Source organism: Acidovorax sp. SDU_ACID1, from assembly GCF_045291395.1.
In the GTDB taxonomy this organism is placed as follows: domain Bacteria; phylum Pseudomonadota; class Gammaproteobacteria; order Burkholderiales; family Burkholderiaceae_C; genus MR-S7.
This window is the reverse complement of the sequence record NZ_CP152342.1, coordinates 2,548,666-2,575,286: the sequence shown is the minus strand read 5'-3', so window position 1 is coordinate 2,575,286 and position 26,621 is coordinate 2,548,666. Positions and strand designations below refer to the sequence as shown.

Below are 26,621 nucleotides of genomic sequence, written 5' to 3'. Positions count from 1 at the left end.
CGCCATGACCATCCAAGCCTACGGCGCCCAGGCCGCCGACCAGCCCCTGCAGCCGCTCGCCATCACCCGCCGCGCGCCGGGCGCGCACGACGTGCAGATCGCCATCGCCTATTGCGGTGTGTGCCATTCCGACCTCCACCAGGTGCGCTCCGAATGGGCGGGCACGCTCTACCCCTGCGTGCCGGGCCACGAGATCGTGGGCCGCGTCACGGCGGTGGGCGCGCACGTGTCGGGCTTCGCGCCGGGCGACCTGGTGGGCGTGGGCTGCATCGTCGACAGCTGCCGGCACTGCGCGGACTGCGGCGACGGGCTGGAGAACTATTGCGACCACATGGTCGGCACCTACAACGGGCCCACGCCCGACGCGCCGGGCCACACGCTGGGCGGCTATTCGCAGCAGATCGTGGTGCACGAACGCTACGTGCTGCGCGTGCGCCACCCCGCAGCGCAGCTGAGCGCCGTGGCGCCGCTGCTGTGCGCGGGCATCACCACCTACTCGCCATTGCGCCACTGGAAGGTGGGGCCGGGCCACAAGGTGGGCGTGGTGGGCATCGGCGGGCTGGGGCACATGGGCATCAAGCTCGCGCGCGCGATGGGCGCGCACGTGGTGGCGTTCACCACCTCCGAATCCAAGCGCGATGCGGCACTGGCGCTGGGCGCGCACGAGGTGGTCGTCTCGCGCCACCGCGGCGAGATGAAGGCGCACGCCGCGAGCCTGGACTTCATCCTGAACACCGTGGCCGCGCCGCATGAGCTCGATCCGTTCTTCGCATTGCTGGGGCGCGACGGCACCATGGCGCTGGTGGGCGCACCGGCCTCGCCGCACCCGTCGCCCAACGTGTTCAGCCTGATCATGAAGCGCCGCAGCCTCGCGGGCTCGCTGATCGGCGGCATTCCCGAGACGCAGGAAATGCTGGACTTCTGCGCCGAGCACGGCATCGTGGCCGACGTGGAGATGATCCGCGCCGACGAGATCAACGCGGCCTATGAGCGCATGCTCAAGGGCGACGTGAAATACCGCTTCGTGATCGACTGCGCGAGCCTGGCGCAGTAGGCGCCGCCCGGCGCAATTTGCCCGATGCCCAGAGACGGCTACACCGACCTGCTGGCCTTCATCCATGTGGCGCGCGAAGGCAGCTTCACCCGCGCCGCCGCGCAGCTGGGCGTATCGCCATCGGCGCTGAGCCATTCGGTGCGCGCGCTGGAGGCGCGTATGGACGTGCGGCTGCTGACCCGCACCACGCGCAGCGTCTCCGTGACGGAGGCCGGGGCGCGCCTGTACGAGAGCACGGCGCCGCGCTTCGAGGAGATCGACGCCGAACTGGCGGCGGTGAGCGAGCTGCGCAAGAAGCCCTCGGGGCTGGTGCGCATCACGGCGGCGGAGTTTCCCGCCACCTACCTGATCTGGCCCAAGCTCTGCCAGGTGCTGCCGGACTACCCGGACATCACCGTGGAAGTGACGGTGGACTACAACCGCACCGACATCGTGGCCGAGCGCTACGACGCGGGCGTGCGCCTGGGCGACGAGATCGCCAAGGACATGATCGCGGTGCGCATCAGCGCGGACCAGCGCATCGCCGTGGTGGGCGCGCCGCAGTACTTCGCGGGCCACGCCCCGCCCAAGACCCCGCAGGACCTGGCCGCGCACAACTGCATCAACCTGCGCCTGCCGACCCACGGCGGCCTGATGGTGTGGGACTTCCGCAAGGGCAAACGTGAAGTCAAGGTGCGCGTGACCGGGCAGTGGATCTACAACAGCATCACGCCCATCGTGCGCGCCGCGCTGGCGGGGCAGGGTCTGGGTTTCGTGCCCGAGGACGCCGTGGCGGAGCACATCGCCGAAGGGCGGCTGGTGCGCGTGCTGGACGACTGGTGCCAGCCCTATACCGGCTACCACCTGTACTACCCGAGCCGCAGGCAGTCGCCCGGCGCGCTGGCCGTCATCGTCGAGGCGCTGCGGTATCGGGAGCCGCCAATGCCAAAGCGCCGTCCGGCCCGGTAGGCCGCATTGCTGAATCCCGCTCAAAACCGCATGCGGGATTCGGTACTTAATCAAAACAGCGCCGCCGCCTACGATTTCCTTCACCGGGCCTGACAGGCCCACGAAGGAATCTCATGAAGAACACGCTGGTCGCCGCAGGCGCGTCGCTGCTGGTGGGTGCCGCAACGGCCCAAGGCATCCAGATCGCCCCCGCAGGCACCACTCCCACCATCCTGGGCGCCGCGCAGAACTTCAGCGGCCACGCGGCGGTGGACATCCAATCGGCCGGCAACAGCCGCAAGCACGGCAGCGTCGGCATGGTCGCTTTCGCGCCTGGCGCGCGCACCGCTTGGCACACGCACCCGGTCGGCCAGCTGCTCATCGTCACCGACGGCAAGGGCTGGGTGCAGGAAGACGGCCAGCCCCGGCGCGAGATCAAGGCGGGCGACGTGGTCTGGATCGAGGCGGGTGTGAAGCACTGGCATGGCGCGGCACAAGCCAACGGCATGCGCCATCTGGCGATTGCCTACGTGAAGGACGGCCAGAGCGCGGACTGGAAGGAACTGGTGAGCGATGCGCAATACGACGCCCGCTAAGTGCTTCGCTGTGGTGCTGTCGCTCGTCCTCGCGATGGCGTCTGCCGCCCGTGCCCAGGAGCCCAGCCCCATGACCCTATCTCCTAAACAGCAGGCCATCCCCTTGATCGCGTTCTTTATGGCCGGGAGTGACATGCCCCGGCTCCGCGCTGCCTTGAACCAGGGTTTGGACGTGGGCCTGACCATCGCCGAGGCCAGGGAAATCCTGGTGCAGCTTTATGCGTATGCCGGTTTTCCGAAAAGCCTCAACGCGCTGGGCGAACTGTTGAAGGTCGTCGAAGACCGCAAACAGCGCGGCATCCACGATGCGCCGGGGCGCGAGCCCAGCCGCGCCATCCCCACGGGCGATGCGTTGATCGCCGTGGGCACCGCGAACCAGACGAAGATTTCCGGCGGGCCGGTCAAGAACGCGGTGACGGACTTCGCGCCTGTCATCAACCAGTACCTGCAAGCGCACCTGTTCGGCGACATCTTTGAGCGCGACAACCTCGACTGGCAGAGCCGCGAACTCGCCACCGTGGGCGCGCTGTCTGCCATGCCGGGCGTGGAGGCGCAGTTGCGTTCGCACATGCGGGCCAGCCTGCGCGTGGGCCTGAGCGCCGCGCAGTTGCAGCACTTGACGCAGGTGCTGGCGGAACGCGGCGCAAGCCCCTTGGTCATCCAGGCCCAGGGCAGTTTCGCCGTCGGCGGCACCGTGCAAAAGACGGCTGGAACCTACGACAACAACCAGCCGACGGCCCAGGGGCAGAGCTTCCCTGGCGACCACCTCTACGCCTTCTACCAGGTGCCGCAGAGCCCCAGGCCGCTGCCCATCGTCATGCTGCACGGCGCGTTCCAGTCGGCGCGCAGTTGGGAGACCACTGCGGACGGGCGCGAGGGCTTCCAGACCCTCTTTCTGCGCCGGGGCTTCCCGGTTTATCTGGTCGATCAGCCGCGCCGGGGACGCGCGGGCAACAGTACCGTCGCGGCGACGGTCGAGCCCATGCCTTTCGACCAGCTCTTCTTTGATCAATTCCGCATCGGCAAGTGGCCGAATTACTTCGACAACGTGCAGTTCGACCGCAAGCCGGAAACGCTGGGCCAGTTTCTCCGCTCGGTCACGCCCAACACCGGCCCCTATGACGCGGGCGTGATCTCGGACGCCATGGCCGCGCTGTTCGACAAGACGGGGCCGGGCATCCTGTTTTCGCACTCGCAGGCGGGCGGGCCGGGCTGGCTGACGGCGATCAAGAGCCCCAACGTCAAGGCCATCATCGCTTTCGAGCCGGGCAGCGGCTTCATCTTCCCGCAAGGCGAATTGCCGCCCGCGATGCCGAGCGCTGCCGGCACGCTGGCGCCGGAGGCCGTGCCCCTGGCGGACTTCCAGAAGCTCACCCGCATTCCGCTCGTCATTTACTACGGCGACAACTTTCCCGTCGAACCGACCACCGAGCGCGGCCAGGACAACTGGCGCGTGCGCCTCGCCATGGCGAGGCTCTGGGTGGATGCCGTCAACCGGCATGGCGGCGACGCCCGGCTGGTGCGCCTGCCGGAGATCGGCATCCGGGGCAACACCCATTTCCTCATGTCCGATCTCAACAACGTTCAGGTCGCCGATCTGGTATCGCAATTTCTGACCGAGAAAAAGCTGGACTGATCGACGCCATTCACCCCCAGGAGTATTCACATGCAACGCACCCTTTTGAAAGCCACCCTCATGGCCGCCATCGTCGGCGCCTCCGGCGGCGCGGCCCTCGCCGAGGATTACCGCAAGAACCCGTTCACCCTGACCTACGGCGGCGCCATCACGAAGAACGAGCCGGGCCAGATCCACATCCACCCGGTCCAATACAAGCTGAACGGTTTGGACATTGCTGCCAACGTCTATACCCCCGCGAACTACGACCCGGCGAAGGAATACCCTGCCGTCGTCGTGGCGCATCCGAACGGCGGGGTCAAGGAGCAGGTCGCGGGCCTCTATGCCCAGCGCCTGGCCGAGCAGGGCTACATCGCCATCGCCATGGACGCCGCATACCAGGGCGGCAGCGGCGGCGAGCCGCGCAACACCGACAAGCCCCAGCACCGCACCGAGGACATCCACGGCGCGGCGGATTTCATCACCCGCTACGCGGGCGTCGATGCCGCGCGCCTGGGCCTGCTGGGGATCTGCAGCGGCGGCGGGTATGCGCTGGCTGCGGCCAAGAGCGACAAGCGTTTCCGATCGGTGGCGACGCTCTCCATGTTCAATTCCGGCCGCGTGCGCCGCAACGGTTTCGAGGACTCGGCCACCAGCACCATCGGGCAGCGCCTGCAGCAGGCTTCGCAGGCGCGGGCGCAGGAAGCGGCAGGCGGCAAGGTGCTCTACATCGGCGGCGGCGCGGCGGCGACGGACGCGCAGATCGCCGCCATGCCGTTCGAGATGTACCGCGAGGGGGCCGTTTACTACGAACGCAGCCACGCTCATCCCAACTCCGGCGCATCTCCGAATTCGGGCGGCGCCTACACGGTGAGCAGCCTGCTCGACCTGATGCGTTGGGATGCCACCGACCAAATCGAACTCATCGACCAGCCCCTGCTGATGATCGCGGGCAGCAAGGCCGACAGCTTGTACATGACCTTGGATTCCTTTGCCAAGGCCAGCGGCACGAAGAACAGGGAACTGTTCAAGATCGACGGCGCCACGCACATCGAGACCTACTGGGTCCCGCAATACGTGGACGCCGCGGTGGCCAGGCTGACGGCCTTCTACGCCAAGACCCTGTGAGGTAAAAAGGCCGCGCACGGAACGAGCCAGGCGCGGCCTTTTTCGTGAAGCGCCGGTGGGTCAGTACCCCAGCGTCTGCCCGTCCGGGTTGCGCGGGTCGGACGCGCCGTACAGCATGCCGTCGCGGATCTGGATGGTCTGCGTGCGGCCCATCGATGGCTTCAGCGCCACCTTGTGGCCCCATTGGCGCAGCAGGGCCAGGGTGTCGTTGGAGAAGCCCTTCTCGATGCGCAGTTCGTCCGGCGTCCACTGGTGGTGGAAGCGCGGCGTGGCCGCTGCCTCGGCGGGGTTCATGCCGTAGTCGATGGTGTTGACCACCGTCTGCAGCACCGTGGTGATGATGCGTGCGCCGCCGGGGCTGCCGGTCACCAGCGTGGGCTTGCCGTCCTTGAGCACCAGTGTGGGCGTCATCGACGACAGCGGGCGCTTGCCCGCCTGTACGGCGTTGGCGTCGCCGCCCACCAGGCCGTAGGCGTTGGCCACGCCGGGCTTGGCCGAGAAGTCGTCCATCTCGTTGTTGAGCAGGATGCCCGTGCCCTTGGCGACGATGCCGCTGCCGAAGTTGGTGTTCAGCGTGTAGGTCACCGCCACGGCGTTGCCGGCCTTGTCCACCACCGAGTAGTGCGTGGTCTGGTCGCTCTCGTAGGGCTGGGGCTGGCCGGGCTTGATGGCCTTGGCGTCGCGCGCCTTGGTCGCATCGATGCCCTTGGCGAGCTGCTCGGCGTAGCGCTTGGAGGTCAGGCCCTTCAGGGGCACCTTCACGAAGTCCGGGTCGCCCAGGTACTCGGAGCGGTCGGCATACGCCAGCTTCATGCTCTCGGCCATGTGGTGCACGCTCTGGGCACTGTTCACGCCCCACTGGTTCATGGGCCAGCGCTCCATCATGTTGAGGATCTGGATCAGGTGCGCGCCGCCAGACGACGGCGGGGGCATGGTCACGATCTGGTAGCCGCGGTAGCTGCCGCGCACGGGCTCGCGCTCGACGACCTTGTAGTTCTTCAGGTCGGCCAGCGTGACCGCGCCCGCGTGCGGGGCCATCTCGGCGGCGATCTTCTGGGCGATGGCGCCTTCGTAGAACACCTTGGCACCCTGCTGGCCGATCAGCCGCAGCGACTGGGCCAGGTCCTTCTGCACCAGCAGGTCGCCGCGCTGGAGCGGCTCGCCGTTCTTCCAGAAGATGGCCTGTGTGGCAGGCCAGCGGCCCATGGTCTTCTTCTCCTGCTGCAGGATCTTGGCCAGCGTCTCGCTCACCGGGTAGCCCTTGTCGGCCAGCGCCACGGCCGGAGCGACCACCTTGGACAGGGGCATCGTGCCCCACTTCTTGAGCGCATGCTCCATGCCCGCCACGGTGCCGGGCACGCCCACGGCGTAGTGGGTGTAGAGCGACTTGCCGTCGACCACGTTGCCCTTGGCGTCCAGGTACATGTCGCGCGTGGCCTTGGAGGGCGCCACCTCGCGGAAGTCCAGCGCCACGCTCCTGCTGGTCCTGGCATCGTGCACCATCATGAACCCGCCGCCGCCGATGTTGCCCGCATTGGGCAGCGCCACGGCCAGCGCGAAACCCATGGCCACGGCGGCGTCCACCGCATTGCCGCCGGCCTTGAGGATGTCCAGCCCGATGCGCGAGGCCAGCTCCTGCTCGCTGGCCACCATGCCGTTCTTGGCCACCACGGGGTGGAACACATCCATGTCGAAGTCATAAGCCGCGGCGGCGGCCTGCGCGGCGCTGGGCTGCGCGGTGGCGGCCGCGGGCTGCACGGCGGCAGCGGGCGCCGGCGGCTGCGGGTTGCTGCAGGCGACCAGGCTGGCCAGGGCCAGCGCAAGGCTGCCGGCCAGCAGGGTGGAGCGGAATTGCATTCGGTGTCTCCTGGTGGTTGGGGATGGGCCGCAGGGTAAACGCCCGGTGCGGCGCTGGCAAGAGAGTACAAAAACTGTATACACTTTCTAGTACCCGAAACCACTTCAGGAGATGCCCCATGGGCCTCAGCACCCACGTCCTCGACACCATGCACGGCTGCCCCGCCGCGGGCATGGAGGTCGCGCTGTATGCCACCAGCGGCGAGCAGGCCACGCTGGTCAAGCGCCTGACCCTCAACCACGACGGCCGCACCGACGCGCCGCTGTTCGACAACGCCAGCCTGCGCCCCGGCACCTACCGGCTGACGTTCGACGTGGCCGCGTACTTCAAGGCCAAGGGCGTGCAGTTGCCCGAGCCCAACTTCCTGGGCCGCGTGAGCCTGGACTTCGGCATCGCCCATGCGGACCAGCACTACCATGTGCCGCTGCTGGTGAGCCCGTGGAGCTATTCCACGTATCGCGGTTCGTGATCTAGAGCTGTCCCTCGGTGAGGGTGTCGAGTTGGAAACTCCCCGACTTGTCCCACAGCCACGTATCGGTATAGGTCACGCGCTGCATGCGCGAGGGCACGGGGAAGGGCGCGGCGGCGCGCACCGTGCGCTCGATCTCCTTGACCACCTCGGGCGCATGGCGCGGCGCGCGCATCCAGCGCAGGGCGGTCACGCGGCCCGCGCGGTCGATGTCCACCTCCAGCACGCCGATGGCGTAGAGCAGCGGCGGCAGCTTGCCCTTGTAGATGCGCTGCGCGTTCAGGCCGTACAGGTGCGTGGCCGCATCCTGCCGGTAGGCGCGCGGCGTTGCGGCGCCCGAAGCGCGCGCCGAGCCCTGGGCCGCGGGCACGGGGCCGGTCACGCGGGCGTCGCTGCCGGGCACGGCCGGGGCGGGCGCGGGCTCCGGCCCGGACTTGCAGGCCGCCACGATGGCCGCCACGGCCGCCATGAGGCTGGCCGGCAGCCAGAAGGGGCGCTTGCGGGCCGGGGGACGCTGGTCGGGGGACTGGGACATGATGGTCGGTAGGTGAATGGCGAACCAGAGGCGGGAACACATGCGCACGGCGTTGCATCGCTTGCTCGAACACATCCAGGCGGCGCCCGCGTGCCTGGTGACGGTGGAGTCTACCCAAGGCTCGGTGCCGCGCGAGCGCGGGGCCTGGATGGCCCTGCTGGCGGGAGACGATACGCCGCTGGGCACCATCGGCGGCGGGCACCTGGAGCTGCAGGCCCTGCAGGAGGCGCGCGAGCGCCTGGCGGATTACCTGGCCGGGCGGCCGGCGCGCGCGCCGCTGGTGCGCCGGGCGCTGGGGCCCAGCCTGGGCCAGTGCTGCGGCGGCGTGGTGGTGCTGCGCTTCGAGTGCGTGGGCGCGGCGGACGCGCCGGCGCTGCGCGAGCGCCTGGCGCCGCCCCTGCACCCGGTGGCGCTGTTCGGCGGCGGCCACGTGGGCCACGCGCTGGCGCGCGTGCTGGCGCCGCTGCCCTTCGCGCTGCACTGGATCGACAGCCGCGACGGGGTGTTTCCCCCGCGCCGCCACCGCAGGCGCTGTGCGAACACTCCGACCCGGTGCAGGCGGCCGTGCCTGGCCTCGCGCCGCGCTCGTTCGTGCTCATCATGAGCTTCAGCCACGCGGAGGACCTGGACATCGTGGCTGCCTGCCTGGCGCGCCAGCGCGCGCGCGGCGACCTGCCCTTCATCGGCCTCATCGGCAGCCGCACCAAGTGGGCGACGTTCCGCCACCGGCTGGCGGCGCGCGGCTTTACGGCGCAGGAACTGGCGCAGGTGACCTGCCCCATCGGCGTGCCCGGCATCGCGGGCAAGGAGCCCGAGGTGATCGCCGTGGCGGTGGCGGCGCAGTTGCTGCAGCGGCTGGGGCAGGCTTGAAGCCAAAACGGCCTCCAGCGCTTGTCGGGCAAGCGCTGGCAGCTATTCTTCTGGGAGCGATCAGGCCAGGGTGTAGGCCGTCTTCACCGTGGTGAAGAATTCCTGCGCATAGTGCCCCTGCTCGCGCGGGCCGTAGCTGCTGCCCTTGCGTCCGCCGAACGGCACGTGGTAGTCCACCCCCGCCGTGGGCAGGTTCACCATCACCATGCCGGCCTGGGCATGGCGCTTGAAGTGCGTGGCGTGCTTCAGGCTGGTCGTGGCGATGCCCGCCGACAGGCCGAACTCGGTATCGTTGGCTACGGCCAGCGCTTCTTCATAGTCCTTCACGCGGATCACGCTGGCGACGGGACCGAAGATCTCCTCGCGGTTGATGCGCATGGCGGGCGTGGTATCGGCGAACAGCGCCGGCGCCATGAAATAGCCCTCGTGCCCGCTGCCCGTGTGGCAGGCCACGCGGCCGCCGCCGCTGACGAGCCGTGCGCCCTCGGCTTTGCCGATCTCGACGTAGCTCAGATCCTGTTCGAGCTGCGCCTGGCTCACCACCGGCCCCATGTCCGTGCCCGCGGCCAGCGCGGCGCCGACCTTGATCGCTTCGATGCGGCTCTTCAGCGCCTCGACGAAGGCCGGGTAGATCTTGTCCGTCACGATCAGGCGGCTCGATGCCGTGCAGCGCTGGCCCGTGGAATAGAAGCAGCTCTGCGCCGACAGCTCCACCGCCTGCTTCAGGTCGGCATCGTCCAGCACCACCTGCGGGTTCTTGCCGCCCATCTCCAGTTGCACCTTCTTGCCGTTCTCCACGCAAGCGGCGGCAATCCCCCGGCCCACGCCGACCGACCCCGTGAAGCTGATGGCCGCGATGCCCGGATGGCGCACCAGCGCGTCGCCGATCACACGCCCCCGGCCCATGACGAGGTTGAACACCCCGGCCGGAATGCCCGAGCGGTGGATGATGTCCGCCAGCGCCCAGGCACAGCCCGGCACGAGATCGGCGGGCTTGATGACCACGCAGTTGCCGAAGGCCAGCGCCGGAGCGATCTTCCAGGCGGGAATCGCGATGGGGAAGTTCCACGGCGTGATGAGACCGACCACGCCAATGGGCTCGCGCGTGATCTCCACGCCGATGCCGGGGCGCACGGAGGGCAGCGTCTCGCCCGCCAGCCGCAGGCATTCGCCCGCGAAGAACTTGAAGATCTGGCCCGCGCGCATGACCTCGCCGATGGCCTCGCCGCGCACCTTGCCTTCTTCGCGGGCGAGCAACTCGCCCAGCTCCTCCTTGCGGGAGAGGATCTCCGAGCCGATGCGATCCAGCGCATCCGAGCGCGCCTGGATGCCCGAAGTGCTCCACGCGGGAAACGCCGCCACGGCGGCGGTCACGGCCGCATCCACGTCGGCGGCATCGCCCTGGGCGTATTCGCCGATCACGTCGGCCAGGTGGCTGGGGTTGGTGTTGGGCGCGTAGGACTTTCCGGGAGTCCAGGCGCCGTTGATCAGGTTGTCGTGTCGGGACATGAATACTCTCTTATTGATAGCTGCTCGCGATTGATGGACAAGCGCTGGAGGCCGATTGGGCTAACGAACCATGCAGGGCCGCTTGTTGTCGAACTTCCAGCCGGGGATCAGGTGCTGCATGGCGATGGCGTCGTCGCGCGCGCCCAGGCCGTGTTCCAGGTACAGCGTGTGGGCGCGCTGCAGCGCGGCGCGGTCCACCGCCACGCCCAGGCCGGGCGTCGTCGGCACCTCGACGAAGCCGCCCTTGATCTGCAGCGGGTTCTGCGTGAGGAACTGCCCGTCCTGCCAGATCCAGTGCGTGTCGATGGCCGTCACCTTGCCGGGCACGGCGGCGGCCACGTGGGTGAACATGGCCAGCGAAATGTCGAAGTGGTTGTTGGAGTGCGAGCCCCAGGTCAGGCCCCAGTCGCGGCAGGTCTGGCCCACGCGCACGCTGCCGGCCATCGTCCAGAAATGCGGGTCGGCCAGCGGAATGTCCACCGACTGCAGCGACAGCGCATGCACCATCTGGCGCCAGTCGGTGGCGACCATGTTGGTGGCAGTGGGCAGGCCGGTGGCGCGGCGGAACTCGGCCATCACCTCGCGGCCGGAGAAGCCGCCCTCGGCGCCGCAGGGGTCTTCGGCATAGGCCAGCACGCCGCGCATGTCGCGCATCAGGCGGATGGCGTCTTTCAGCAGCCAGCCGCCGTTGGGGTCGAGCGTGACGCGCGCTTCGGGGAAGCGCCGGGCCAGCGCGGTGACGGCCGCGACTTCCTCTTCGCCCGCGAGCACGCCGCCCTTGAGCTTGAAGTCGTTGAAGCCGTAGCGCGCGTGCGCGGCCTCGGCCTGGCGCACGATCGCGTCGGGCGTCATGGCTTCCATGTGGCGCACCTGGGCCCAGGCGTCGCTGCCGCTCGTGTCCTCGCCGGGCTTCACGTAGGGCAGGCCGGTCTTGCCGCTCGGGCCGACGAAGAACAGGTAGCCCAGCATCTCCACGCGCTCGCGCTGCTGGCCTTCGCCCAGCAGCGCGGCCACGGGCACGCCCAGGTGCTGGCCCAGCAGGTCGAGCAGGCACGATTCGACGGCAGTGACGGCATGCACGCCGATGCGCAGGTCGAACGTCTGCAGGCCGCGCCCGCCCGTGTCGCGGCCCTCCAGGGCGCCTTGCACCTGCCGCAGCAGTTGCAGGTGCTGGCCGATGGACTGGCCGATCAGCACGCGCTTGCTGTCCTCCAGCGCCTGGCGGATGCCTTCGCCGCCGGGCACCTCGCCCACGCCAGTGCGGCCCGCGCTGTCGTGGATCAGCAGCACGTTGCGCGTGAAGAACGGGCCGTGCGCGCCGCTCAGGTTCATCAGCATGCCGTCGCGGCCCGCGACGGGGATGACTTCGATGTCGGTGATGGTCGGGGTGCTGGACATGGTCAGTCGATGGTGATCTTGCGGCTCTGGATCAGCGCTTTCCAGCGCGCGTTCTCGCGTGCCTGGAAGGCCGTGAATTCGGCGGGCGTGCTGCCCACGATCTCCAGCCCCTGGTCGGTGAAGCGCTTGGCGATGGCCGGGTCGCGGATGGCGTCGACCGCGGCCTGGCCGAGCTTGGCCTTCACGTCGGCGGGCAGGCCCCTGGGCGCGGCCAGGCCCTGCCATGAATAGACCTCTGCGCCCTGGACGCCGGCCTCGGCCAGCGTGGGCACGTCGGGCAGCACGGGCGAGCGCTTGTCGCCGGTGACGGCAATCGCGCGCAGCTTGCCGGCGCGGATGTGCGGCAGCACGGCATTCACGTTCTGGAACGAGAAATCCACCTGTCCGCCCAGCAGGTCGTTGATGGCCGGCGCGCCGCCCTTGTAGGGCACGTGCGTGCCCGAGGTGCCGCTCTGCTGCCAGAACATCTCGGCCGAGAGGTGGTCCGACGAGCCGTTGCCCGAGCTGGCGAAACTGAGCTTGCCCGGCTGCGCCTTGAGCGCGGCCACCACCTCGGTCACGGTGCGGGCCTGCTGCGCGGACGAGGCCACGAGCACGTTGGGCGCCTGCACGGGCACGCTGATGTAGTCGAAGTCCGCCGCAGCGTCGTAGGGCGCGGACTTCATCAGGTGCGGCGTGATGACGTAGGGGCCGAGCGAGGCGAACAGCAGCGTGTAGCCGTCGGCCGGCGCGCGCTTGACGGCCGTGGCGCCGATGGTGCCGGTGGCGCCAGGGCGGTTGTCCACCACGAAGGATTGGCCGAGCGTGTCGCCCATCTTCTGTGCCATGGCGCGGGCGATGGTGTCGGTGGAGCCGCCGGGCGGGAAGGGCACGACGATGGTCACGCTCTTGTCCGGCCAGGCGGCCGCAGTGGCGCAGAGAGCTGCCATCGCCAGGGCTGCGAGCAGTTTCTTCATGGCGTGTCTCCTGGCCTTATTCGTCCAGCGTGGCGATGAGCTGGGCGAGCGCTTCGTACTCGGCAGGCTTGAGCTCTGACAGCGGCGCGCGCACGGGGCCGGCGTCGTGGCCGACGATCTTCGCGCCGGCCTTGACGATGCTCACCGCATAGCCTTCTCCACGATTGCGGATCTTCAGGTAAGGGATGAAGAAATCCTTGAGCAGCCGGTGCTGCGTGGCCATGTCGTCGTTCTTCACCGCTTCGTAGAAGCGCATCGCCGTCTTGGGGATGAAGTTGAAGACGGCCGACGAATACACCGGCGTGCCCAGCGCCTTGTAGGCTGCTGCATAGACCTCGGCCGTGGGCAGGCCGCCCAGGTAGGCCAGGCGGTCGCCCAGGGTCAGGTACATGGCGCACTGGGCCTCGATGTCGCCCACGCCGTCCTTGTAGCCCACCAGGTTGGGGTTGCGCTCGGCCAGGCGCGCCACGGTCTCGGGCGCGAAGCGGCTGATGCCGCGGTTGTAGATGATCACGCCAAACTTCACGCTCTTGCACACCGCCTCGACGTGGGCGGCCAGGCCTTCCTGGCTGGCCTCGGTCAGGTAGTGCGGCAGCAGCAGGATGCCGTGGGCGCCGGCCTTCTCGGCCGCCTGCGCGCATTCGATGGCGAAGCGCGTGGGGCCGCCCGCGCCGGCGATGATGGGCACCTTGCCCTTGCAGGTGTCCACGGCGGTCTTGATGATGGCCGGGTACTCGCCGCCCGTGAGCGAGAAGAACTCGCCCGTGCCGCCCGCCGCGAACAGGGCGCTGGCGCCGTAGGGGGCGAGCCACTCCAGACGCGCCGCGTAGCCCTTGGCGTTGAAATCGCCATTGGTGTCGAAGTCGGTCAGGGGGAAGGACAGCAGGCCGGAGCTCATCACGTCCTTGAGGTCTTGAGGGGTCATGTCGGTCTTTCTTTCGGGGGAAGAGGGGGCGGGGAAAAGAGGCGTGCGTCAATCGAGCTGCAGGTTCTCCTGCTGCACGACCTTGGCCCAGCGGGCGCGCTCGGCGGCGAAGAAACGGTCCACCTCGGCGGGGGCCATGGTCACCACCTCGGCGCCCTGGCCGGCCAGGCGCGAGCGCACCTCGGGCGAGCGGATGGCGGTGACCAGCGATTCGTGGATGCGGCGGGCGATGCCGTCCGGCGTGCCCGCGCGCAGCATTACGCCCTGCCAGGTGCCGGTTTCGTAGCCGGCCACGCCCTGCTCGGCGATGGTGGGCACGGTGCCGATCAGCGGCATGCGTTCGCGCTTGGACACGCCCAGCAGCTTGAGCTTGCCGCTCTGTACATGGGGGTAGGTGGCCAGCATGCCGTTCATCAGCACCTGGGTCTGGCCCGCCACCGTGTCCTGCACCGACTGCACGCCGCCCTTGTAGGGGACGTACTGCCACTTGGCGCCCGTGGCGCGGGCCAGTTCCACGCCGGCCAGGTGCGGGGCGCTGCCGGTGGCCGTCACGGCGAAGTTCAGGTCGCTGGTCTTGGACAGCTCCACCAGCTCCTTGAGCGTGTTGGCCTTCACCGAGGGGTGCACCACCAGCAGGTGCGGCGAATAGGCCAGCATGGCCGCGCCGCGCAGGTCCTTGGACGGGTTGAACGGCAGCTTGGTGTAGACCGACGGGCTGATGGCCAGCGCGCCCAGGTCGCAAAGCAGCAGGGTGTAGCCGTCGGCGGGCGCCTTGGCCACGAAGTCCGCGCCCAGGTTGCCGTTGGCGCCGGGCTTGTTCTCCACGATCACCGGCTGCCCCAGCATCTCCGACAGCGGCTGGCTGATCGAGCGCGCGATGATGTCGGAGCTGCCGCCGGGCGGGTAGGGCACCACGATCTTCAGCGGCCGGGTGGGCCAGGCGGGCGCGGGCTGGGCGGCGATGCACAGCGGGGCCGCGCACAGGCTGGCGAGTGCGGCGGCGGCCGCGCGGCGGGTGAGGCGAGGGTGCATGGGTTGTCTCCTTGGTTGATGTTGTATGTCATCATACAACATGAGATGACAAGCGCAAGCCTGTCGCGCCGCCTTCAGGCGGCGGGGGCGCTGCGCTTCTGCGCGAGGCGCAGCCGCTCGCGGGAGTTGGTGAGGTGGATGCGCATGGCGGCGCGGGCCGAGTCGGCGTCCTGCCGCTCGATGGCGTTGAAGATCTCCTCGTGCTCGCGGTTCACGCGGTGCAGGTAGTCGGGGTCGCGCCCCGGCGACTGGATGGAGGTGATGCGCGTGCGCGGGATCAGCTGCGCGCCGAAGTGCGCCAGGATGCTCTCGAAATACGGGTTGCCCGTGGCCTGCGCGATGCCCAGGTGGAAGGCGAGGTCCGGCGCGATGGTGTCGCCGCCGCCCGCGGCGTTGCGCTCGAACGCCTGCAGCGCCTGCCGCATGGCCTGCAGGTGGGCGTCGCTGCGGCGCTGCGCGGCCAGGCCTGCCGCCTCGGTCTCCAGGCTGATGCGCAGCTCCAGCACGGCCAGCACGTCCACCGATTCGCTGAGCTCCCGCGCGTTGAGCGTGAGCCCCGCGCCCTCTCGCACGGCCTGCACGAAGGTGCCGATGCCGTGGCGCGTCTCCACCAGGCCGGCGGCCTGCAGCTTGGAGATCGCCTCGCGCACCACGGTGCGGCTCACGTCGTAGCTGCGCACCAGCTCCGACTCGGTAGGCAGGCGGTCGCCCTCGCGCAGCAGGCCCTGGCGGATCTTGTTCTCGAATTCCTCGGAGAGCAGGTTGGCCAGGCTGCGGCCGTTGCGGCCGGACTTGCCGCGCAGGGATTCGCGGGAGGCGGGGGTGGGTGAGGGTAATCCCGTGGACGGCGCATTCATGCTTTGATCATAATGCGTTGTAAGTTGTCTGATGACATATTTCATGCCCCGCCTCCGATGAGCACCTCCCACGCGATCCGCCACGTCCGCATCACGCCCATTGCCTTTCGCGATCCGCCGCTGCTGAACGCGGCGGGCATCCACGAGCCCTGGGCACTGCGCTCCATCATCGAGATCGAGACGGCCTCGGGCCTGGTGGGCATCAGCGAGAGCTATGGTGACCAGCCCATGCTGGATGCGCTGGCCAAGGCCGCGCCGGCGCTGGCGGGGCTGTCGCCCTGGGCGCTGGGCGAGATGGAGCGCCGCGTGGAGGCGCTGGTGGCGCCCCCGAAGCTCACGGCCTCGGAGTTCCTGGGCCAGCAGGTGTCGCTGGCGCCGGGCACGCACGTTTCCAAGACGGTGGCCAAGGTGGTCAGCGCGTTCGAGGTCGCCATGCTCGACCTGCAAGGGCAGATGGCGCGGGCGCCCATCGTCGATCTGCTGGGCGGGGCGGCGCGCGGCAGCGTGCCGTTTTCGGCCTACCTGTTCTACAAGTACGCCGAGCACATCGGCACACCCTGTGCGCCGGACGCCTGGGGCGAGGCGCTGACGCCCGGCCAGCTCGTGGCCCAGGCGCGGCGCATGATCGGGCAGCATGGCTTCCGGAGCATCAAGCTCAAGGCGGGCGCGCTGCCGCCCGAGCAGGAGGCCGCGGGCATCCTGGCGCTGGCAGAGGCCTTTCCCGGCACGCCGCTGCGCATCGACCCCAACGCCAACTGGACGGTGGAGACCAGCCTGCGGATCGTGCAGCAGCTGCGCGGCGTGCTGGAGTACTACGAAGACCCGGCCCCGGGCCTGGACGGCATGGCCGCCGTGGCGCGCGCGTGCGACGTGCCGCTGGCCACCAACATGGTGGTGACGGACTTCGCCGAGTTCCGCCGCAACGCCGAGATGGGCTGCCCCGTGAAGATCGTGCTCAGCGACCACCACTACTGGGGCGGGCTGCGCGCCACGCAGCGGCTGTCCACGCTGTGCAAGACCTTCGACCTGGGCCTGTCCATGCACAGCAACTCGCACCTGGGCATCAGCCTGGTGGCCATGACGCACCTGTGCGCCAGCGTGCCGCTGCTCACCTACGCCTGCGACACGCACTACCCCTGGCAGGACGAGGAAGTCGTCGAAGGCGGGCGCCTCCGGTTCGAGCAGGGCAGCCTGCGCGTGCCCACGGCGCCGGGCCTGGGCGTCACGCTGGACCGCGAGGCGCTCGCCCGCCTGCACGACAACTACCTGCGCTGCGGCATCCGCAACCGCGACGACCTGGGGCAGATGCGTAAGTACGACCCCACCTTCACCGGCAAACAGCCGCGCTTTTGAGCTTTTTTCCATCAACAGACAGGAGACAACCGCCATGCAACGCCGCACGCTGATCCACCGTTCCCTCGCCGCCAGCGCCCTGCTGCTGGGCGGCAGCTTCGCCGCCCAGCCCGCCGTGGCCCAGGGCGCCTGGCCCACGGGCAAGCCCATCACCTACATGGTGCCGTTCCCGCCCGGCGGCAACACCGACACCCTGGCGCGCGTGATCGCCCAGCCCCTGGGCCAGGCGCTGGGCACGCCGGTGGTCATCGAGAACAAGGGCGGCGCCGGTGGCAGCGTGGGCTCGGGCCTGGCCGCCCGCGCGCCCGCGGATGGCTACACCATCCTTGGCGGCACCATCAGCTCGCACTCCATCAACGTGAGCCTGTATTCCAAGCTGGACTACGACCCCATCAAGTCGTTCACGCCGGTGGCCATGCTGGGCTCCGGGCCGCTGGTGCTGGTGGTGCCGTCGGCCAGCCCCTACAAGACGCTGGACGACGTGCTCGCCGCCAGCAAGGCCAAGGCCGGCGCGGGCGGGCTGTCTTCCGCGTCACCCGGCACCGGCACCTCGCCGCACATGGCGCTGGAGCTGCTGGCCTACCAGTCGGGCGTGAAGTTCACGCACGTGCCCTACAAGGGCAGCGGCCCGGCCGTGCAGGACGTGGTGGGCGGCCAGGTGGACATGATGTTCGACACCACGCTGATCGTGGGCCCCCACATCCAGTCCGGCAAGCTGCGCCCCATCGCCGTCACCAGCTCCAGGCGCCTGGAGTCGCTGCCCGACGTGCCCACCATCGCCGAAGCGGGCCAGAAGGGCTTCGACATGGGCTCGTGGCAGGCCGTGTTCGCCCCGGCGGGCACGCCCAAGCCCATCGTGGACCGGCTGCACGCGGAGATCATGAAGATCGTCGCCACGCCCGAGGTCCAGGCCCGCCTCAAGAGCTTCGGCATGGTTCCCTCCACCATGACGCCCGCCGAACTCGGCGCCTACCAGCAGGCCGAGGTGACCAAGTGGGCGCAGGTGATCAAGGCGGCGGGCATCAAGGCGGAGTGAACGGACCGGAACGCGGCACGATGAGCATCCAGCCCCCCTCTGCATCGCGATGGACGCGCGCGACAACGTGGCCATCGTCGCCAACGACGGCGGCCTGCCGGCCGGCACCGTGCTCCCCTCGGGCCTCGTGCTGGTCGACAAGGTGCCCCAGGGCCACAAGGTGGCGCTGGCCGACCTGGCGGCGGGCGACGCGGTGCGGCGCTACAACGTGGTGATCGGCCGGGCCGCGCGGCCGATCCCCGCCGGGAGCTGGGTGCATGAGCGCCTGCTGGAGATGCCCGCGGCGCGCTCGCTGGAGGGCCTGCCCATCGCCACGGTGAAGCCGCCCGAGCCGCCGCCGCTGGAGGGCCATACCTTCGAGGGCTACCGCAACGCCGACGGCTCGGTGGGCACGCGCAACATCCTCGCCATCACCACCACGGTGCAGTGCGTGGCCGGCGTGCTCGACTTCGCGGTGCGCCGCATCAAGGCCGAGCTGCTGCCACAGTATCCGCACGTTGATGACGTGGTAGGCCTGGAGCACACCTACGGCTGCGGCGTGGCCATCGACGCCGTGGGCGCCGAGATACCGCAGCGCACGCTGCGCAACATCAGCCGCAATCCCAACTTCGGCGGCGAGGTGATGGTGGTCAGCCTGGGCTGCGAGAAGCTGCAGCCCGAGCGGCTGCTGCCGCCGGGCACCTTCCCCATCGTGGACGAACGTGAACCCGAACTGGACGTGGTCTGCCTGCAGGACGAGGCGCACGTCGGCTTCATGAGCATGATCGACTCCATCATGGAAAGCGCCAAGGCGCACCTGGAGCGGCTGAACCGGCGCCACCGCGAGACCGTACCCGCCAGCGCCCTCGTGGTGGGCGTTCAGTGCGGCGGCAGCGATGCGTTCAGCGGCGTCACGGCCAACCCGGCCGTGGGCTTCTGCACCGACCTGCTGGTGCGCGCGGGTGCCACGGTGATGTTCAGCGAGGTGACCGAGGTGCGCGACGGCATCGCCCAGCTCACCGCGCGCGCGGCCACCCCCGGGGTGGCGCGAGACATGATCGCGGAGATGGCCTGGTACGACGCCTACCTGGACAAGGGCCGGGTGGACCGCAGCGCCAACACCACGCCCGGCAACAAGAAGGGCGGGCTGTCGAACATCGTCGAGAAGGCCATGGGCTCCATCGTCAAGAGCGGCACCGCGCCCATCACGGGCGTGTTGTCGCCGGGGCAGCGGCTGGCGGACCGCGGCATCGCGCGCGGGCTGGTGTACGCGGCCACACCCGCCAGCGACTTCATCTGCGGCACGCTGCAGCTGGCCGCCGGCATGAACCTGCACGTGTTCACCACCGGGCGCGGCACGCCCTACGGGCTGGCTGCGGTGCCGGTGATCAAGGTCGCCACGCGCAGCGACCTGGCGCGTCGCTGGCACGACCTGATGGACGTGAACGCCGGCCGCATCGCCGACGGCGGCGCCAGCATCGAGGACGTGGGCTGGGAGCTGTTCCGCCTCATGCTCGACGTGGCCAGCGGCCGCCGCAAGACCTGGGCCGAGCACTGGAAGCTGCACAACCAGCTCGTGCTGTTCAACCCGGCGCCCGTTACCTGACAGATGCTCCTGCATTGATAGCTGCTTGCGCTTTCTGCATAGGCGCTGGAGGCCGATTTGGCTTGAAATCCCGTAAGACTGCCTTGTGCGGGTCACTACCGAGCCGGCGGATGTGGCGGCGGCAACAAAAATTGCATACACTTCATGTCCACAAAATTGGTCGCAGCGGTGCCCCGGTAGCTTTCATGCCAAGGTGCGCGGCCTGATCCATCTGCTCAGAGCGCCCGCAGTGGTGAGCAGCTTTCGGGTGGCCCCACGCCACCGGGTTGAAACACTATGGAAAGCTACTTTCTCGACTGGGCCAATCTGCTGCTGCGCTGGCTGCACGTCATCACCGCCATCGCCTGGGTGGGCTCCTCGTTCTACTTCGTGTTCCTCGACAGCAGCCTCACGCCGCCCGTCGACGAAGACCTGAAGAAGCAGGGCGTGAACGGCGAACTCTGGGCCGTGCACGGCGGCGGGTTCTACCACCCGGTCAAGTTCAACGTCGCGCCGCCCAAGCTGCCCGACCATCTGCACTGGTTCTTCTGGGAGAGCTACACCACGTGGCTGTCGGGCTTCGCGCTGCTCACGGTGTCCTACCTCTGGAACGCCGGCATCTACCTGGTGCACCCGGCCAACCCGCTCATGTCGCCCGCCATGGCCATCGTGGCGGCGCTGGCCTTCCTGGTGGTGTTCTGGCTGCTCTACGACGGCATCTGCCGCGTGTTCGGGCAGCAGAAGAACGGCGACGCCATCGTGGGGGCGCAGGTAGCGGTGCTGGTGTGCATCGCGGCGGTCCTGGCCTGCCACATCTTCCCCGGCCAGGCGGCCTTCCTGCTCATGGGCGCGATGCTCGCCACCTCGATGAGCGCGAACGTGTTCTTTTGGATCATCCCCGGCCAGCGCAAGGTCGTCGCCGCGCTCAAGGCCGGCCAGCCGGTCGACCCGATCCACGGCAAGCGCGGCAAGCAGCGCAGCGTGCACAACACCTATTTCACGCTGCCCGTGCTGTTCGCCATGCTGTCCAACCACTACGGCTGGCTGTACAGCCACGAGCTGAACTGGCTGGTGCTGATCCTCATGATGTTCGCGGGCGCGGCCATCCGCCAGTTCTTCGTGATGCGCCACGGCTACAAGCTGGGCCGCAACCCCCATCCCTGGAAATATGCCGCCATGGGCGTGGCGGTGCTCCTGGGCGTGATCGCGTGGCTCAAGCCCGCGCCGCAGGCGGCCGCTCCGGCACCGGCCGCCGCGGCCCCGTCTGCCGCCGCAGCGCCTGCCGCGGGCTACGAGCAACTGCACGCGGTCATGCAGAAGCACTGCGTGGTCTGCCACAGCGCCAACACCATCGCGCAGAAGAATGTGAAGTTCGACACGCCCGAGGACGTGAAGGGCCACGCGCAGCAGATCTACCAGCAGGTGGTGCAGCTGCGCAAGATGCCCTTCGGCAACCCCGGCGCGCTGACCGATGCGGAGCGCGACACCTTCAAGCGCTGGTACGAGGGCGGTGCCCCCACCCCCTGACGGCGTTATGAATGCTATCGCGCGCGCCGCATACCGGGCGGCGCGCGGCGCCTTAAGCTAGGGGCCATGCACCTCTACCGCTCCGCGCTTCTGCGCTTTTCCGACGACGGCACGGCCCTGTACGACGAAGACGGCCTGCTGGCCGTCGCCCCCGATGCGCGCGGCGTGCAGCGCGTGCAGGCCGCCGGCGCCTGGAGCGCGCTGCGTGCGCGCTATCCCGAGGCGCCGGTGACCCACTGGCCCGGCCGCATCATTGCGCCGGGCTTCGTGGACATGCATGTGCACTACCCGCAGCTCGACGTGATCGGCTCGCCCGCGGACGGCCTGCTGCCCTGGCTGGAGAACTACACGTTCCCGCACGAGTCGCGCTTCGCCGACGCGGACTATGCCGCCGGCGTGGCGCGCTTCTTCCTCGATGAGCTGCTGCGCAACGGCGTCACCACGGCGCTCACCTTCGCCACCTCGCACCCGCAGTCGGTCGATGCGCTCATGGCCGAGGCGCAGGCCCGCAGGCTGCGCCTGATCGCCGGCAAGGTGCTGCAGGACCGCCATTCGCCCGACGGCGTGCGCGACGCCACCGAGCAATCGCTCATCGACACCGAGGCGCTCATCCGCCGCTGGCACGGCCAGGGCCGCCTGGGCTACGCCATCACGCCGCGCTTCGCGCCCACCAGCACCGAGGCCCAGCTGCGCGGCGCCGGCGCCTTGGCCGCGCGCTACGCGGACGTGTGGATCCAGTCCCACGTGGCCGAGAACCGCGACGAGATCCGCTGGGCGCGCGAACTCTTTCCCGCCGCGCGCAGCTACCTGGGCGTGTACGACGGCTTCGGCCTGATGCGCGAGCGCGCCGTGTACGCCCACTGCATCCACTTCGACGACAACGACCGCGCCCTGATGCGCGACCGCGGCGCCGTGGCGGCCGTGTGCCCCACGAGCAACCTGTTCCTGGGCAGCGGCTTCTTCGACTACGCGGGCGCCGACCGCGTGGGCTTCGGCTACGGGCTGGCCAGCGACGTGGGCGGCGGCACCAGCTTCAGCCCTTTCCACACCATGCTCGCGGCCTACTACGTGGGGCGCGAAGGCCATGCCAAGCAGGGCCTGAGCCTGCCGCCCCAGCGCCTGTGGTGGCAGCACACGGCCGGCGCCGCGCGCGCGCTGGGCCTGGAGGGCGTGGTGGGCAACCTGCAGCCGGGCTGCGAGGCCGACTTCGTCGTGCTCGACCCGCAGGCCACGCCGCTGCTGGCGCGCCGCACGGGCGACGCGCGCGACCTCGACGAGCTGCTGTTCGCCATGGTCGTGCTGGGCGACGACCGTTTGATCGAGCGCACGGTCATTGCATGAAAAAGGCCTCTGGCGCTTGCCTGTCAAGCGCAGGCAGCTATCATTTGGGTAGCTATCGGCGCGGCCTCGCCTAGAATGCGCGCCAGGAGTGACCTCATGAGCATCAAGAGCGACAAATGGATCCGCCGCATGGCCGAGCAACACGGGATGATCGAGCCCTTCGAGCCCGGCCAGGTCCGCGAGAGCGAGGGGCGCAAGATCATCAGCTACGGTACCAGCAGCTACGGCTACGACATCCGCTGCGCGCGTGAATTCAAGGTCTTCACCAACATCCACAGCACCGTGGTGGACCCGAAGAACTTCGACGAGAAGAGCTTCGTCGATTTCGAGGGCGACTACTGCATCATCCCGCCCAACAGCTTCGCGCTGGCGCGCACGGTGGAGTATTTCCGCATCCCGCGCGACGTGCTCACCGTGTGCCTGGGCAAGAGCACCTATGCGCGCTGCGGCATCATCGTCAACGTCACGCCGTTCGAGCCCGAGTGGGAAGGCTACGTGACGCTCGAATTCAGCAACACCACGCCGCTGCCCGCCAAGATCTACGCGGGTGAGGGCTGCGCGCAGGTGCTGTTCTTCCAGGGCGACGAGCCCTGCGACGTGAGCTACCGCGACCGCAACGGCAAGTACCAGGGCCAGCACGGCGTGACGCTGCCTAAGGCCTGAACCACCGCCCGCGTCCTACGCCGCGTCGGGCGGTGATCCGCCGGGCGCGCGCCGGGGCGCTGCCTACGATCGGCTCCAGTTGAACGACCGGAGCCTTCCATGGCATATGCCCCATCTTCCGCTTCCTCCTCCGACGCCCCGGCTTCCTCCCCCTGGGTGGTCTGGGTGGGAACGGCCGTCATCCTCGTGCAGCTGGTGGCCATCGGTGTGGTGGTGGAGCACCATGCGCGCGAAGCCGCCGCCACGGCCGCGACCTACGTGACCAGCACGCTGCAGCCGCCGGCCACCCTGGCGACCGCCGCGCAGTAGGCGCGCCGCGAATGTGAACTTTCTTGAACCGCCCCGCCGGGGCGGTGCGCTGCGCACATCGGGGCGGCAGCGGCGCTTGCCGGGCGGGCGTAACATCCGTGGCTTGCGCCGTGCGCACATTGGAGAACGCTCATGAGATGGGAAGGCAATCGTCAGTCGGACAACGTCGAGGACCGCCGCGGCAGCGGCGGCGGAGGCGGCGGTTTCGGTGGGCGCTCCATCGGCATCGGCACGGTGGTGGTGGCGCTGATCGGCTGGGGCGTGTTCGGCATCAACCCGCTGACGACCATCGGCGTGCTGTCGGGCGGAGGCGGCGCGCCGCAGGTGCAGCAGGGCCCCGCCAAGGCACCGCCCGCGAACGACCGCAGCGCCGCCTTCGTGTCCACGGTGCTGGCCTCCACCGAGGACGTGTGGGCGCAGATCTTCCAGCAGGGCGGGGCGCAGTACCGCCCGCCCAAGCTGGTGCTGTTCCGCGGCGCCACGCCCACGGCCTGCGGCACGGGGCAAAGCGCCATGGGGCCGTTCTACTGCCCGGGCGACCAGAAGGTCTACCTGGACATGGATTTCTTCGACACCATGAGCCGACAGCTCGGCGCGCCGGGCGAGTTCGCCCGCGCCTACGTGATCGCCCACGAGGTAGGCCACCACGTGCAGACCCTGCTGGGCGCCACGGGCAAGGTGGACGGGATGCGCGGGCGCGTGAGCCAGCGCGAGCAGAACGCCCTGTCGGTGCGCCTGGAGCTGCAGGCCGACTGCTACGCCGGCATCTGGACACGCTACTCGCAGCAGGCCAAGAACTGGCTGGACCAGAGCGACATCGAGTCCGCGCTGAACGCCGCCGGGCAGATCGGCGACGACACGCTGCAGCGCAAGCAGACGGGCACCGTGCGCCCCGACGCCTTCACCCACGGCTCCAGCGCGCAGCGCGTGCGCTGGTTCACGCAGGGCATGAAGACCGGCAGCGTGCAGGCCTGCGATACGTTCAGCGCGCAGACGCTGTAAACGTTTCCTCGGCCACGGTGTATTTCGTCAGGCGCCGCGCATCCACGCGGATGCCCAGGCCCGGCGCCGTGGGCACGGTGAGGGTGCTGTCCGCGTTGAGCGTGAACGGCTCCTCCACGATGTCCTCCTCGAAATACTTCGACGAGGCCGAGATGTCGCCCGGCAGCGTGAAGCCCGGCAGCGAGGCCACCGCCACGTTGAGCGCGCGGCCGATGCCGGTCTCGAACATGCCGCCCATCCACACCGGCACGCCCTGCGCGCGGCACAGGTCGTGGCTGCGCACGGATTCGCGCACGCCCCCCACGCGGCCCGGCTTGATGTTGATGACGCGGCAGGCGCCGATGGAAAGCGCCTTGCGCGCGTCGTCGGCCGACAGGATGCTCTCGTCCAGGCACACCGCCGTGCGCATGCGCTGCTGCAGCTGCGCGTGGTCGATGATGTCTTCGTTGGACAGGGGCTGCTCGATCAGCAGCAGGCCCAGGTCGTCCAGCCCGGCGAGCCGGTCCAGGTGCTCCAGCGTGTAGGCGGCGTTGCCGTCCACCTGCAGTTTCAAATCGGGCCAGTGCTTGCGCACGAGGGCCGTTTCCACCAGATCCTTGCCGGGCTTGATCTTGAGCTTGACGCGCCGGTAGCCCTCGCGCAGGTAGCCTTCCACGCTGCGCAGCAGCGCCTCGGGCGTGTCGTGCACGCTGACCGAGACGCCGGTTTCCACGCGCTCGCGCGTGCCGCCGAGGCGCGTGCTGAGCGATTGGCCGCGCGCCTGCGCGTCCAGATCCCAGAACGCGCATTCCAGCCCCGCCTTGGCGATGCGGTGGCCGGCCACGGGCGACATCGCGTCCCACAGCGCCTGCGCGTCCGCCAGTTCCCGGCCCAGTACCAGCGGGACGAGGTACTCGCGCAGCACCAGCGCGTTGATGGCCGTGCTTTCGTAGCAATAGTCGGGGTAGGCGAGGGCGACGCACTCGCCCCAGCCGGTGAGGCCACCGTCGGTGGCGGCCTCGACGAGGATCGCGTCCTTGTGCGTGAGCGTCCAGCGCGACGTGGAGAACGCATGCCGGAACGGCATGCGCACGTGGCGCAGGGTGATGCGGGCGATCTTCATCAGTCGAGCGAGGCGCCGGTGTGCTTGACCACGACGGCCCACTTGTCCGTCTCGGCGCGGATGAAGCGCGTGAAGTCCTCCACCGAGCCCTCGACCGTGGTGTTGCCGATCTTGGCGAACGCCTCGGTCATGGTCTTTCCCTTCATGGCGGTGTTGATCTCCTTGTTCAGGCGCTGGACCACTTCCCTGGGCGTGCCCGCGGGCGCCACGATGCCGCCCCAGGCGCTCATCAGGAAGTCCTTCACGCCGGCCTCCTGCATCGTGGGGATCTCGGGGAAGAGGAACGAGCGCTTCTCGGCCGTGTAGCCCAGGGCGCGCAGCGTGCCGGCCTTCACGTAGGTGGACAGCGGGCCGATGTTGTCGAACATGATGTCCACGCGGTTGCCGATCAGGTCCTGGTAGGCGGCCGACGAGCCCTGGTAGGGGATATGGTTGAGCTTCACGCCCGCGAGCTGCTCGAACAGCGCCAGGCTCATGTGCCCCGTGGTGCCCACGCCGGGCGATGCGCCGGTCACCGTGCCGGGGGGCTGCTTGCGGATCCAGTCCAGCAGTTCCTGCACGTTCTTCGCCTCCAGCGAGGGGCGCACCACGAGCAGGTTGGAGGTGGACGAGAACTGCGCGATGGGCGCGATGTCGCGGTCCACGTCGTAGGCCAGCTTCTTGAACAGCGTGCGGTTGATGGCCAGCGTGTTCACGTTGCCGTAGCCGATGGTGTAGCCGTCGGGCGCGGAGCGGGCGATGGCCGTCATGCCGATGCCGCCGCCGCCGCCCGGGCGGTTCTCCACCACCACGGCCTGGCCGAGCTGCTTTTGCAGCTCGTCGGCCAGCAGGCGGCTGATGATGTCGGGGCTGCCGCCGGGCGGCGTGGGCACGATGAACTTGATGGGCTTGCCCGGCCAGGCCGCCTGCGCGTGGACGGGTGCGGCGGCGGCGAGCGCCAGGCTGGCGGCGATGGCGGCGGCGCGCCAGATTTTCTTCAGCATTCGAGGGCTCCT

24 protein-coding genes and 1 pseudogene are annotated in these 26,621 nt (G+C 69.3%); 15 read left to right on the top strand and 10 right to left on the bottom strand.

What is annotated here, in order from left to right:
* Positions 1–4: 4 nt before the first annotated feature.
* The 5 genes from AAG689_RS12665 to AAG689_RS12645 all read left to right on the top strand — a co-directional run bounded on the left by AAG689_RS12665 (position 5) and on the right by AAG689_RS12645 (position 5,320).
* Complete coding sequence (locus AAG689_RS12665) at positions 5–1,054, top strand: NAD(P)-dependent alcohol dehydrogenase (RefSeq protein WP_406626244.1); 1,050 nt, start codon at positions 5–7, stop codon at positions 1,052–1,054.
* Between the two features lie 24 nt (positions 1,055–1,078).
* Positions 1,079–2,002 (top strand): LysR family transcriptional regulator, encoded by a 924-nt coding sequence (locus AAG689_RS12660; protein WP_406626243.1) that lies wholly within the window; start codon positions 1,079–1,081, stop codon positions 2,000–2,002.
* Positions 2,003–2,115: 113 nt separating this feature from the next.
* On the top strand, positions 2,116–2,577 hold the full coding sequence (locus tag AAG689_RS12655) for a cupin domain-containing protein (RefSeq protein ID WP_406626242.1): 462 nt from the start codon (positions 2,116–2,118) through the stop codon (positions 2,575–2,577).
* Positions 2,555–4,213 carry an alpha/beta fold hydrolase gene (locus tag AAG689_RS12650; protein WP_406626241.1) on the top strand — a complete coding sequence of 553 codons (1,659 nt, stop codon included), beginning with the start codon at positions 2,555–2,557 and terminating at the stop codon, positions 4,211–4,213. The genes AAG689_RS12655 and AAG689_RS12650 overlap by 23 nt, the downstream gene beginning before the upstream one ends.
* Positions 4,214–4,273: 60 nt before the next feature.
* Positions 4,274–5,320 carry an alpha/beta hydrolase gene (locus tag AAG689_RS12645; protein WP_406626338.1) on the top strand — a complete coding sequence of 349 codons (1,047 nt, stop codon included), beginning with the start codon at positions 4,274–4,276 and terminating at the stop codon, positions 5,318–5,320.
* Between the two features lie 60 nt (positions 5,321–5,380).
* On the opposite strand, the gene ggt is transcribed toward AAG689_RS12645, so the two are convergent.
* Positions 5,381–7,177 carry a gamma-glutamyltransferase gene (gene ggt, locus AAG689_RS12640; RefSeq protein ID WP_406626240.1) on the bottom strand — a complete coding sequence of 599 codons (1,797 nt, stop codon included), beginning with the start codon at positions 7,175–7,177 and terminating at the stop codon, positions 5,381–5,383.
* Positions 7,178–7,296: 119 nt separating this feature from the next.
* Between ggt and uraH the strand changes: the two genes are divergently transcribed.
* A complete protein-coding gene (uraH, locus tag AAG689_RS12635; RefSeq protein ID WP_406626239.1) occupies positions 7,297–7,647 on the top strand; it encodes a hydroxyisourate hydrolase in 351 nt (116 codons plus the stop codon).
* Between the two features lies 1 nt (position 7,648).
* On the opposite strand, the gene AAG689_RS12630 is transcribed toward uraH, so the two are convergent.
* Positions 7,649–8,116, bottom strand: a complete 468-nt coding sequence (locus AAG689_RS12630; RefSeq protein WP_406626337.1) for a hypothetical protein — start codon at positions 8,114–8,116, stop codon at positions 7,649–7,651.
* Positions 8,117–8,222: 106 nt separating this feature from the next.
* On the opposite strand from AAG689_RS12630, the pseudogene xdhC reads away from it, so the two are divergent.
* Positions 8,223–9,052 (top strand): annotated as a pseudogene (gene xdhC, locus AAG689_RS12625) (xanthine dehydrogenase accessory protein XdhC).
* Positions 9,053–9,112: 60 nt separating this feature from the next.
* On the opposite strand, the gene AAG689_RS12620 reads toward xdhC, so the two are convergent.
* From AAG689_RS12620 to AAG689_RS12595, 6 genes are all read right to left on the bottom strand, one after another.
* Positions 9,113–10,561, bottom strand: coding sequence for an aldehyde dehydrogenase family protein (locus tag AAG689_RS12620; protein ID WP_406626238.1), 1,449 nt, complete (start codon positions 10,559–10,561; stop codon positions 9,113–9,115).
* A 60-nt stretch (positions 10,562–10,621) separates the two neighbouring features.
* Entirely contained in the window at positions 10,622–11,959 is a 1,338-nt protein-coding gene (locus AAG689_RS12615; RefSeq protein WP_406626237.1) for an enolase C-terminal domain-like protein, read from the bottom strand.
* A 2-nt stretch (positions 11,960–11,961) separates the two neighbouring features.
* On the bottom strand, positions 11,962–12,915 hold the full coding sequence (locus AAG689_RS12610) for a Bug family tripartite tricarboxylate transporter substrate binding protein (protein ID WP_406626236.1): 954 nt from the start codon (positions 12,913–12,915) through the stop codon (positions 11,962–11,964).
* 16 nt (positions 12,916–12,931) lie between these two features.
* Positions 12,932–13,840 (bottom strand): 5-dehydro-4-deoxyglucarate dehydratase, encoded by a 909-nt coding sequence (gene kdgD / locus AAG689_RS12605; protein ID WP_406626235.1) that lies wholly within the window; start codon positions 13,838–13,840, stop codon positions 12,932–12,934.
* A gap of 48 nt (positions 13,841–13,888) precedes the next feature.
* Complete coding sequence (locus AAG689_RS12600; protein ID WP_406626234.1) at positions 13,889–14,872, bottom strand: Bug family tripartite tricarboxylate transporter substrate binding protein; 984 nt, start codon at positions 14,870–14,872, stop codon at positions 13,889–13,891.
* 74 nt (positions 14,873–14,946) lie between these two features.
* Positions 14,947–15,729, bottom strand: a complete 783-nt coding sequence (locus AAG689_RS12595; protein WP_406626233.1) for a FadR/GntR family transcriptional regulator — start codon at positions 15,727–15,729, stop codon at positions 14,947–14,949.
* 57 nt (positions 15,730–15,786) lie between these two features.
* On the opposite strand from AAG689_RS12595, the gene AAG689_RS12590 reads away from it, so the two are divergent.
* From AAG689_RS12590 to AAG689_RS12555, 8 genes are all read left to right on the top strand, one after another.
* Positions 15,787–17,082 carry a glucarate dehydratase family protein gene (locus tag AAG689_RS12590; protein ID WP_406626232.1) on the top strand — a complete coding sequence of 432 codons (1,296 nt, stop codon included), beginning with the start codon at positions 15,787–15,789 and terminating at the stop codon, positions 17,080–17,082.
* A gap of 34 nt (positions 17,083–17,116) precedes the next feature.
* Positions 17,117–18,118 carry a Bug family tripartite tricarboxylate transporter substrate binding protein gene (locus tag AAG689_RS12585; protein ID WP_406626231.1) on the top strand — a complete coding sequence of 334 codons (1,002 nt, stop codon included), beginning with the start codon at positions 17,117–17,119 and terminating at the stop codon, positions 18,116–18,118.
* Between the two features lie 49 nt (positions 18,119–18,167).
* Positions 18,168–19,703: a galactarate dehydratase gene (gene garD / locus AAG689_RS12580; protein ID WP_406626230.1), complete on the top strand. Its 1,536-nt coding sequence runs from the start codon at positions 18,168–18,170 to the stop codon at positions 19,701–19,703.
* 276 nt (positions 19,704–19,979) lie between these two features.
* Positions 19,980–21,209, top strand: coding sequence for a urate hydroxylase PuuD (locus AAG689_RS12575; protein WP_406626229.1), 1,230 nt, complete (start codon positions 19,980–19,982; stop codon positions 21,207–21,209).
* Positions 21,210–21,275: 66 nt separating this feature from the next.
* Complete coding sequence (gene guaD / locus AAG689_RS12570) at positions 21,276–22,550, top strand: guanine deaminase (RefSeq protein WP_406626228.1); 1,275 nt, start codon at positions 21,276–21,278, stop codon at positions 22,548–22,550.
* Positions 22,551–22,646: 96 nt separating this feature from the next.
* Positions 22,647–23,213 (top strand): dCTP deaminase, encoded by a 567-nt coding sequence (dcd, locus tag AAG689_RS12565; protein ID WP_020227617.1) that lies wholly within the window; start codon positions 22,647–22,649, stop codon positions 23,211–23,213.
* 99 nt (positions 23,214–23,312) lie between these two features.
* Entirely contained in the window at positions 23,313–23,522 is a 210-nt protein-coding gene (locus tag AAG689_RS12560; protein ID WP_406626227.1) for a hypothetical protein, read from the top strand.
* Between the two features lie 132 nt (positions 23,523–23,654).
* Complete coding sequence (locus AAG689_RS12555) at positions 23,655–24,524, top strand: neutral zinc metallopeptidase (protein WP_406626226.1); 870 nt, start codon at positions 23,655–23,657, stop codon at positions 24,522–24,524.
* On the opposite strand, the gene menC is transcribed toward AAG689_RS12555, so the two are convergent.
* On the bottom strand, positions 24,505–25,626 hold the full coding sequence (gene menC, locus AAG689_RS12550) for an o-succinylbenzoate synthase (protein WP_406626225.1): 1,122 nt from the start codon (positions 25,624–25,626) through the stop codon (positions 24,505–24,507). The two genes, AAG689_RS12555 and menC, sit on opposite strands and share 20 nt — an antisense overlap.
* A complete protein-coding gene (locus tag AAG689_RS12545; RefSeq protein ID WP_406626224.1) occupies positions 25,626–26,609 on the bottom strand; it encodes a Bug family tripartite tricarboxylate transporter substrate binding protein in 984 nt (327 codons plus the stop codon). Before AAG689_RS12545 ends, menC begins: the two co-directional genes overlap by 1 nt.
* Positions 26,610–26,621: the final 12 nt, after the last annotated feature.

Coding starts and splice junctions, on each gene's coding strand:
- AAG689_RS12665 (WP_406626244.1), top strand. CDS start 5: ATGACCATCCAAGCCTACGGCGCCCAGGCCGCCGACCAGCCCCTGCAG.
- AAG689_RS12660 (WP_406626243.1), top strand. CDS start 1,079: ATGCCCAGAGACGGCTACACCGACCTGCTGGCCTTCATCCATGTGGCG.
- AAG689_RS12655 (WP_406626242.1), top strand. CDS start 2,116: ATGAAGAACACGCTGGTCGCCGCAGGCGCGTCGCTGCTGGTGGGTGCC.
- AAG689_RS12650 (WP_406626241.1), top strand. CDS start 2,555: ATGCGCAATACGACGCCCGCTAAGTGCTTCGCTGTGGTGCTGTCGCTC.
- AAG689_RS12645 (WP_406626338.1), top strand. CDS start 4,274: ATGGCCGCCATCGTCGGCGCCTCCGGCGGCGCGGCCCTCGCCGAGGAT.
- ggt (WP_406626240.1), bottom strand. CDS start 7,177: ATGCAATTCCGCTCCACCCTGCTGGCCGGCAGCCTTGCGCTGGCCCTG.
- uraH (WP_406626239.1), top strand. CDS start 7,297: ATGGGCCTCAGCACCCACGTCCTCGACACCATGCACGGCTGCCCCGCC.
- AAG689_RS12630 (WP_406626337.1), bottom strand. CDS start 8,116: ATGGCGGCCGTGGCGGCCATCGTGGCGGCCTGCAAGTCCGGGCCGGAG.
- AAG689_RS12620 (WP_406626238.1), bottom strand. CDS start 10,561: ATGTCCCGACACGACAACCTGATCAACGGCGCCTGGACTCCCGGAAAG.
- AAG689_RS12615 (WP_406626237.1), bottom strand. CDS start 11,959: ATGTCCAGCACCCCGACCATCACCGACATCGAAGTCATCCCCGTCGCG.
- AAG689_RS12610 (WP_406626236.1), bottom strand. CDS start 12,915: ATGAAGAAACTGCTCGCAGCCCTGGCGATGGCAGCTCTCTGCGCCACT.
- kdgD (WP_406626235.1), bottom strand. CDS start 13,840: ATGACCCCTCAAGACCTCAAGGACGTGATGAGCTCCGGCCTGCTGTCC.
- AAG689_RS12600 (WP_406626234.1), bottom strand. CDS start 14,872: ATGCACCCTCGCCTCACCCGCCGCGCGGCCGCCGCCGCACTCGCCAGC.
- AAG689_RS12595 (WP_406626233.1), bottom strand. CDS start 15,729: ATGAATGCGCCGTCCACGGGATTACCCTCACCCACCCCCGCCTCCCGC.
- AAG689_RS12590 (WP_406626232.1), top strand. CDS start 15,787: ATGAGCACCTCCCACGCGATCCGCCACGTCCGCATCACGCCCATTGCC.
- AAG689_RS12585 (WP_406626231.1), top strand. CDS start 17,117: ATGCAACGCCGCACGCTGATCCACCGTTCCCTCGCCGCCAGCGCCCTG.
- garD (WP_406626230.1), top strand. CDS start 18,168: ATGGACGCGCGCGACAACGTGGCCATCGTCGCCAACGACGGCGGCCTG.
- AAG689_RS12575 (WP_406626229.1), top strand. CDS start 19,980: ATGGAAAGCTACTTTCTCGACTGGGCCAATCTGCTGCTGCGCTGGCTG.
- guaD (WP_406626228.1), top strand. CDS start 21,276: ATGCACCTCTACCGCTCCGCGCTTCTGCGCTTTTCCGACGACGGCACG.
- dcd (WP_020227617.1), top strand. CDS start 22,647: ATGAGCATCAAGAGCGACAAATGGATCCGCCGCATGGCCGAGCAACAC.
- AAG689_RS12560 (WP_406626227.1), top strand. CDS start 23,313: ATGGCATATGCCCCATCTTCCGCTTCCTCCTCCGACGCCCCGGCTTCC.
- AAG689_RS12555 (WP_406626226.1), top strand. CDS start 23,655: ATGAGATGGGAAGGCAATCGTCAGTCGGACAACGTCGAGGACCGCCGC.
- menC (WP_406626225.1), bottom strand. CDS start 25,626: ATGAAGATCGCCCGCATCACCCTGCGCCACGTGCGCATGCCGTTCCGG.
- AAG689_RS12545 (WP_406626224.1), bottom strand. CDS start 26,609: ATGCTGAAGAAAATCTGGCGCGCCGCCGCCATCGCCGCCAGCCTGGCG.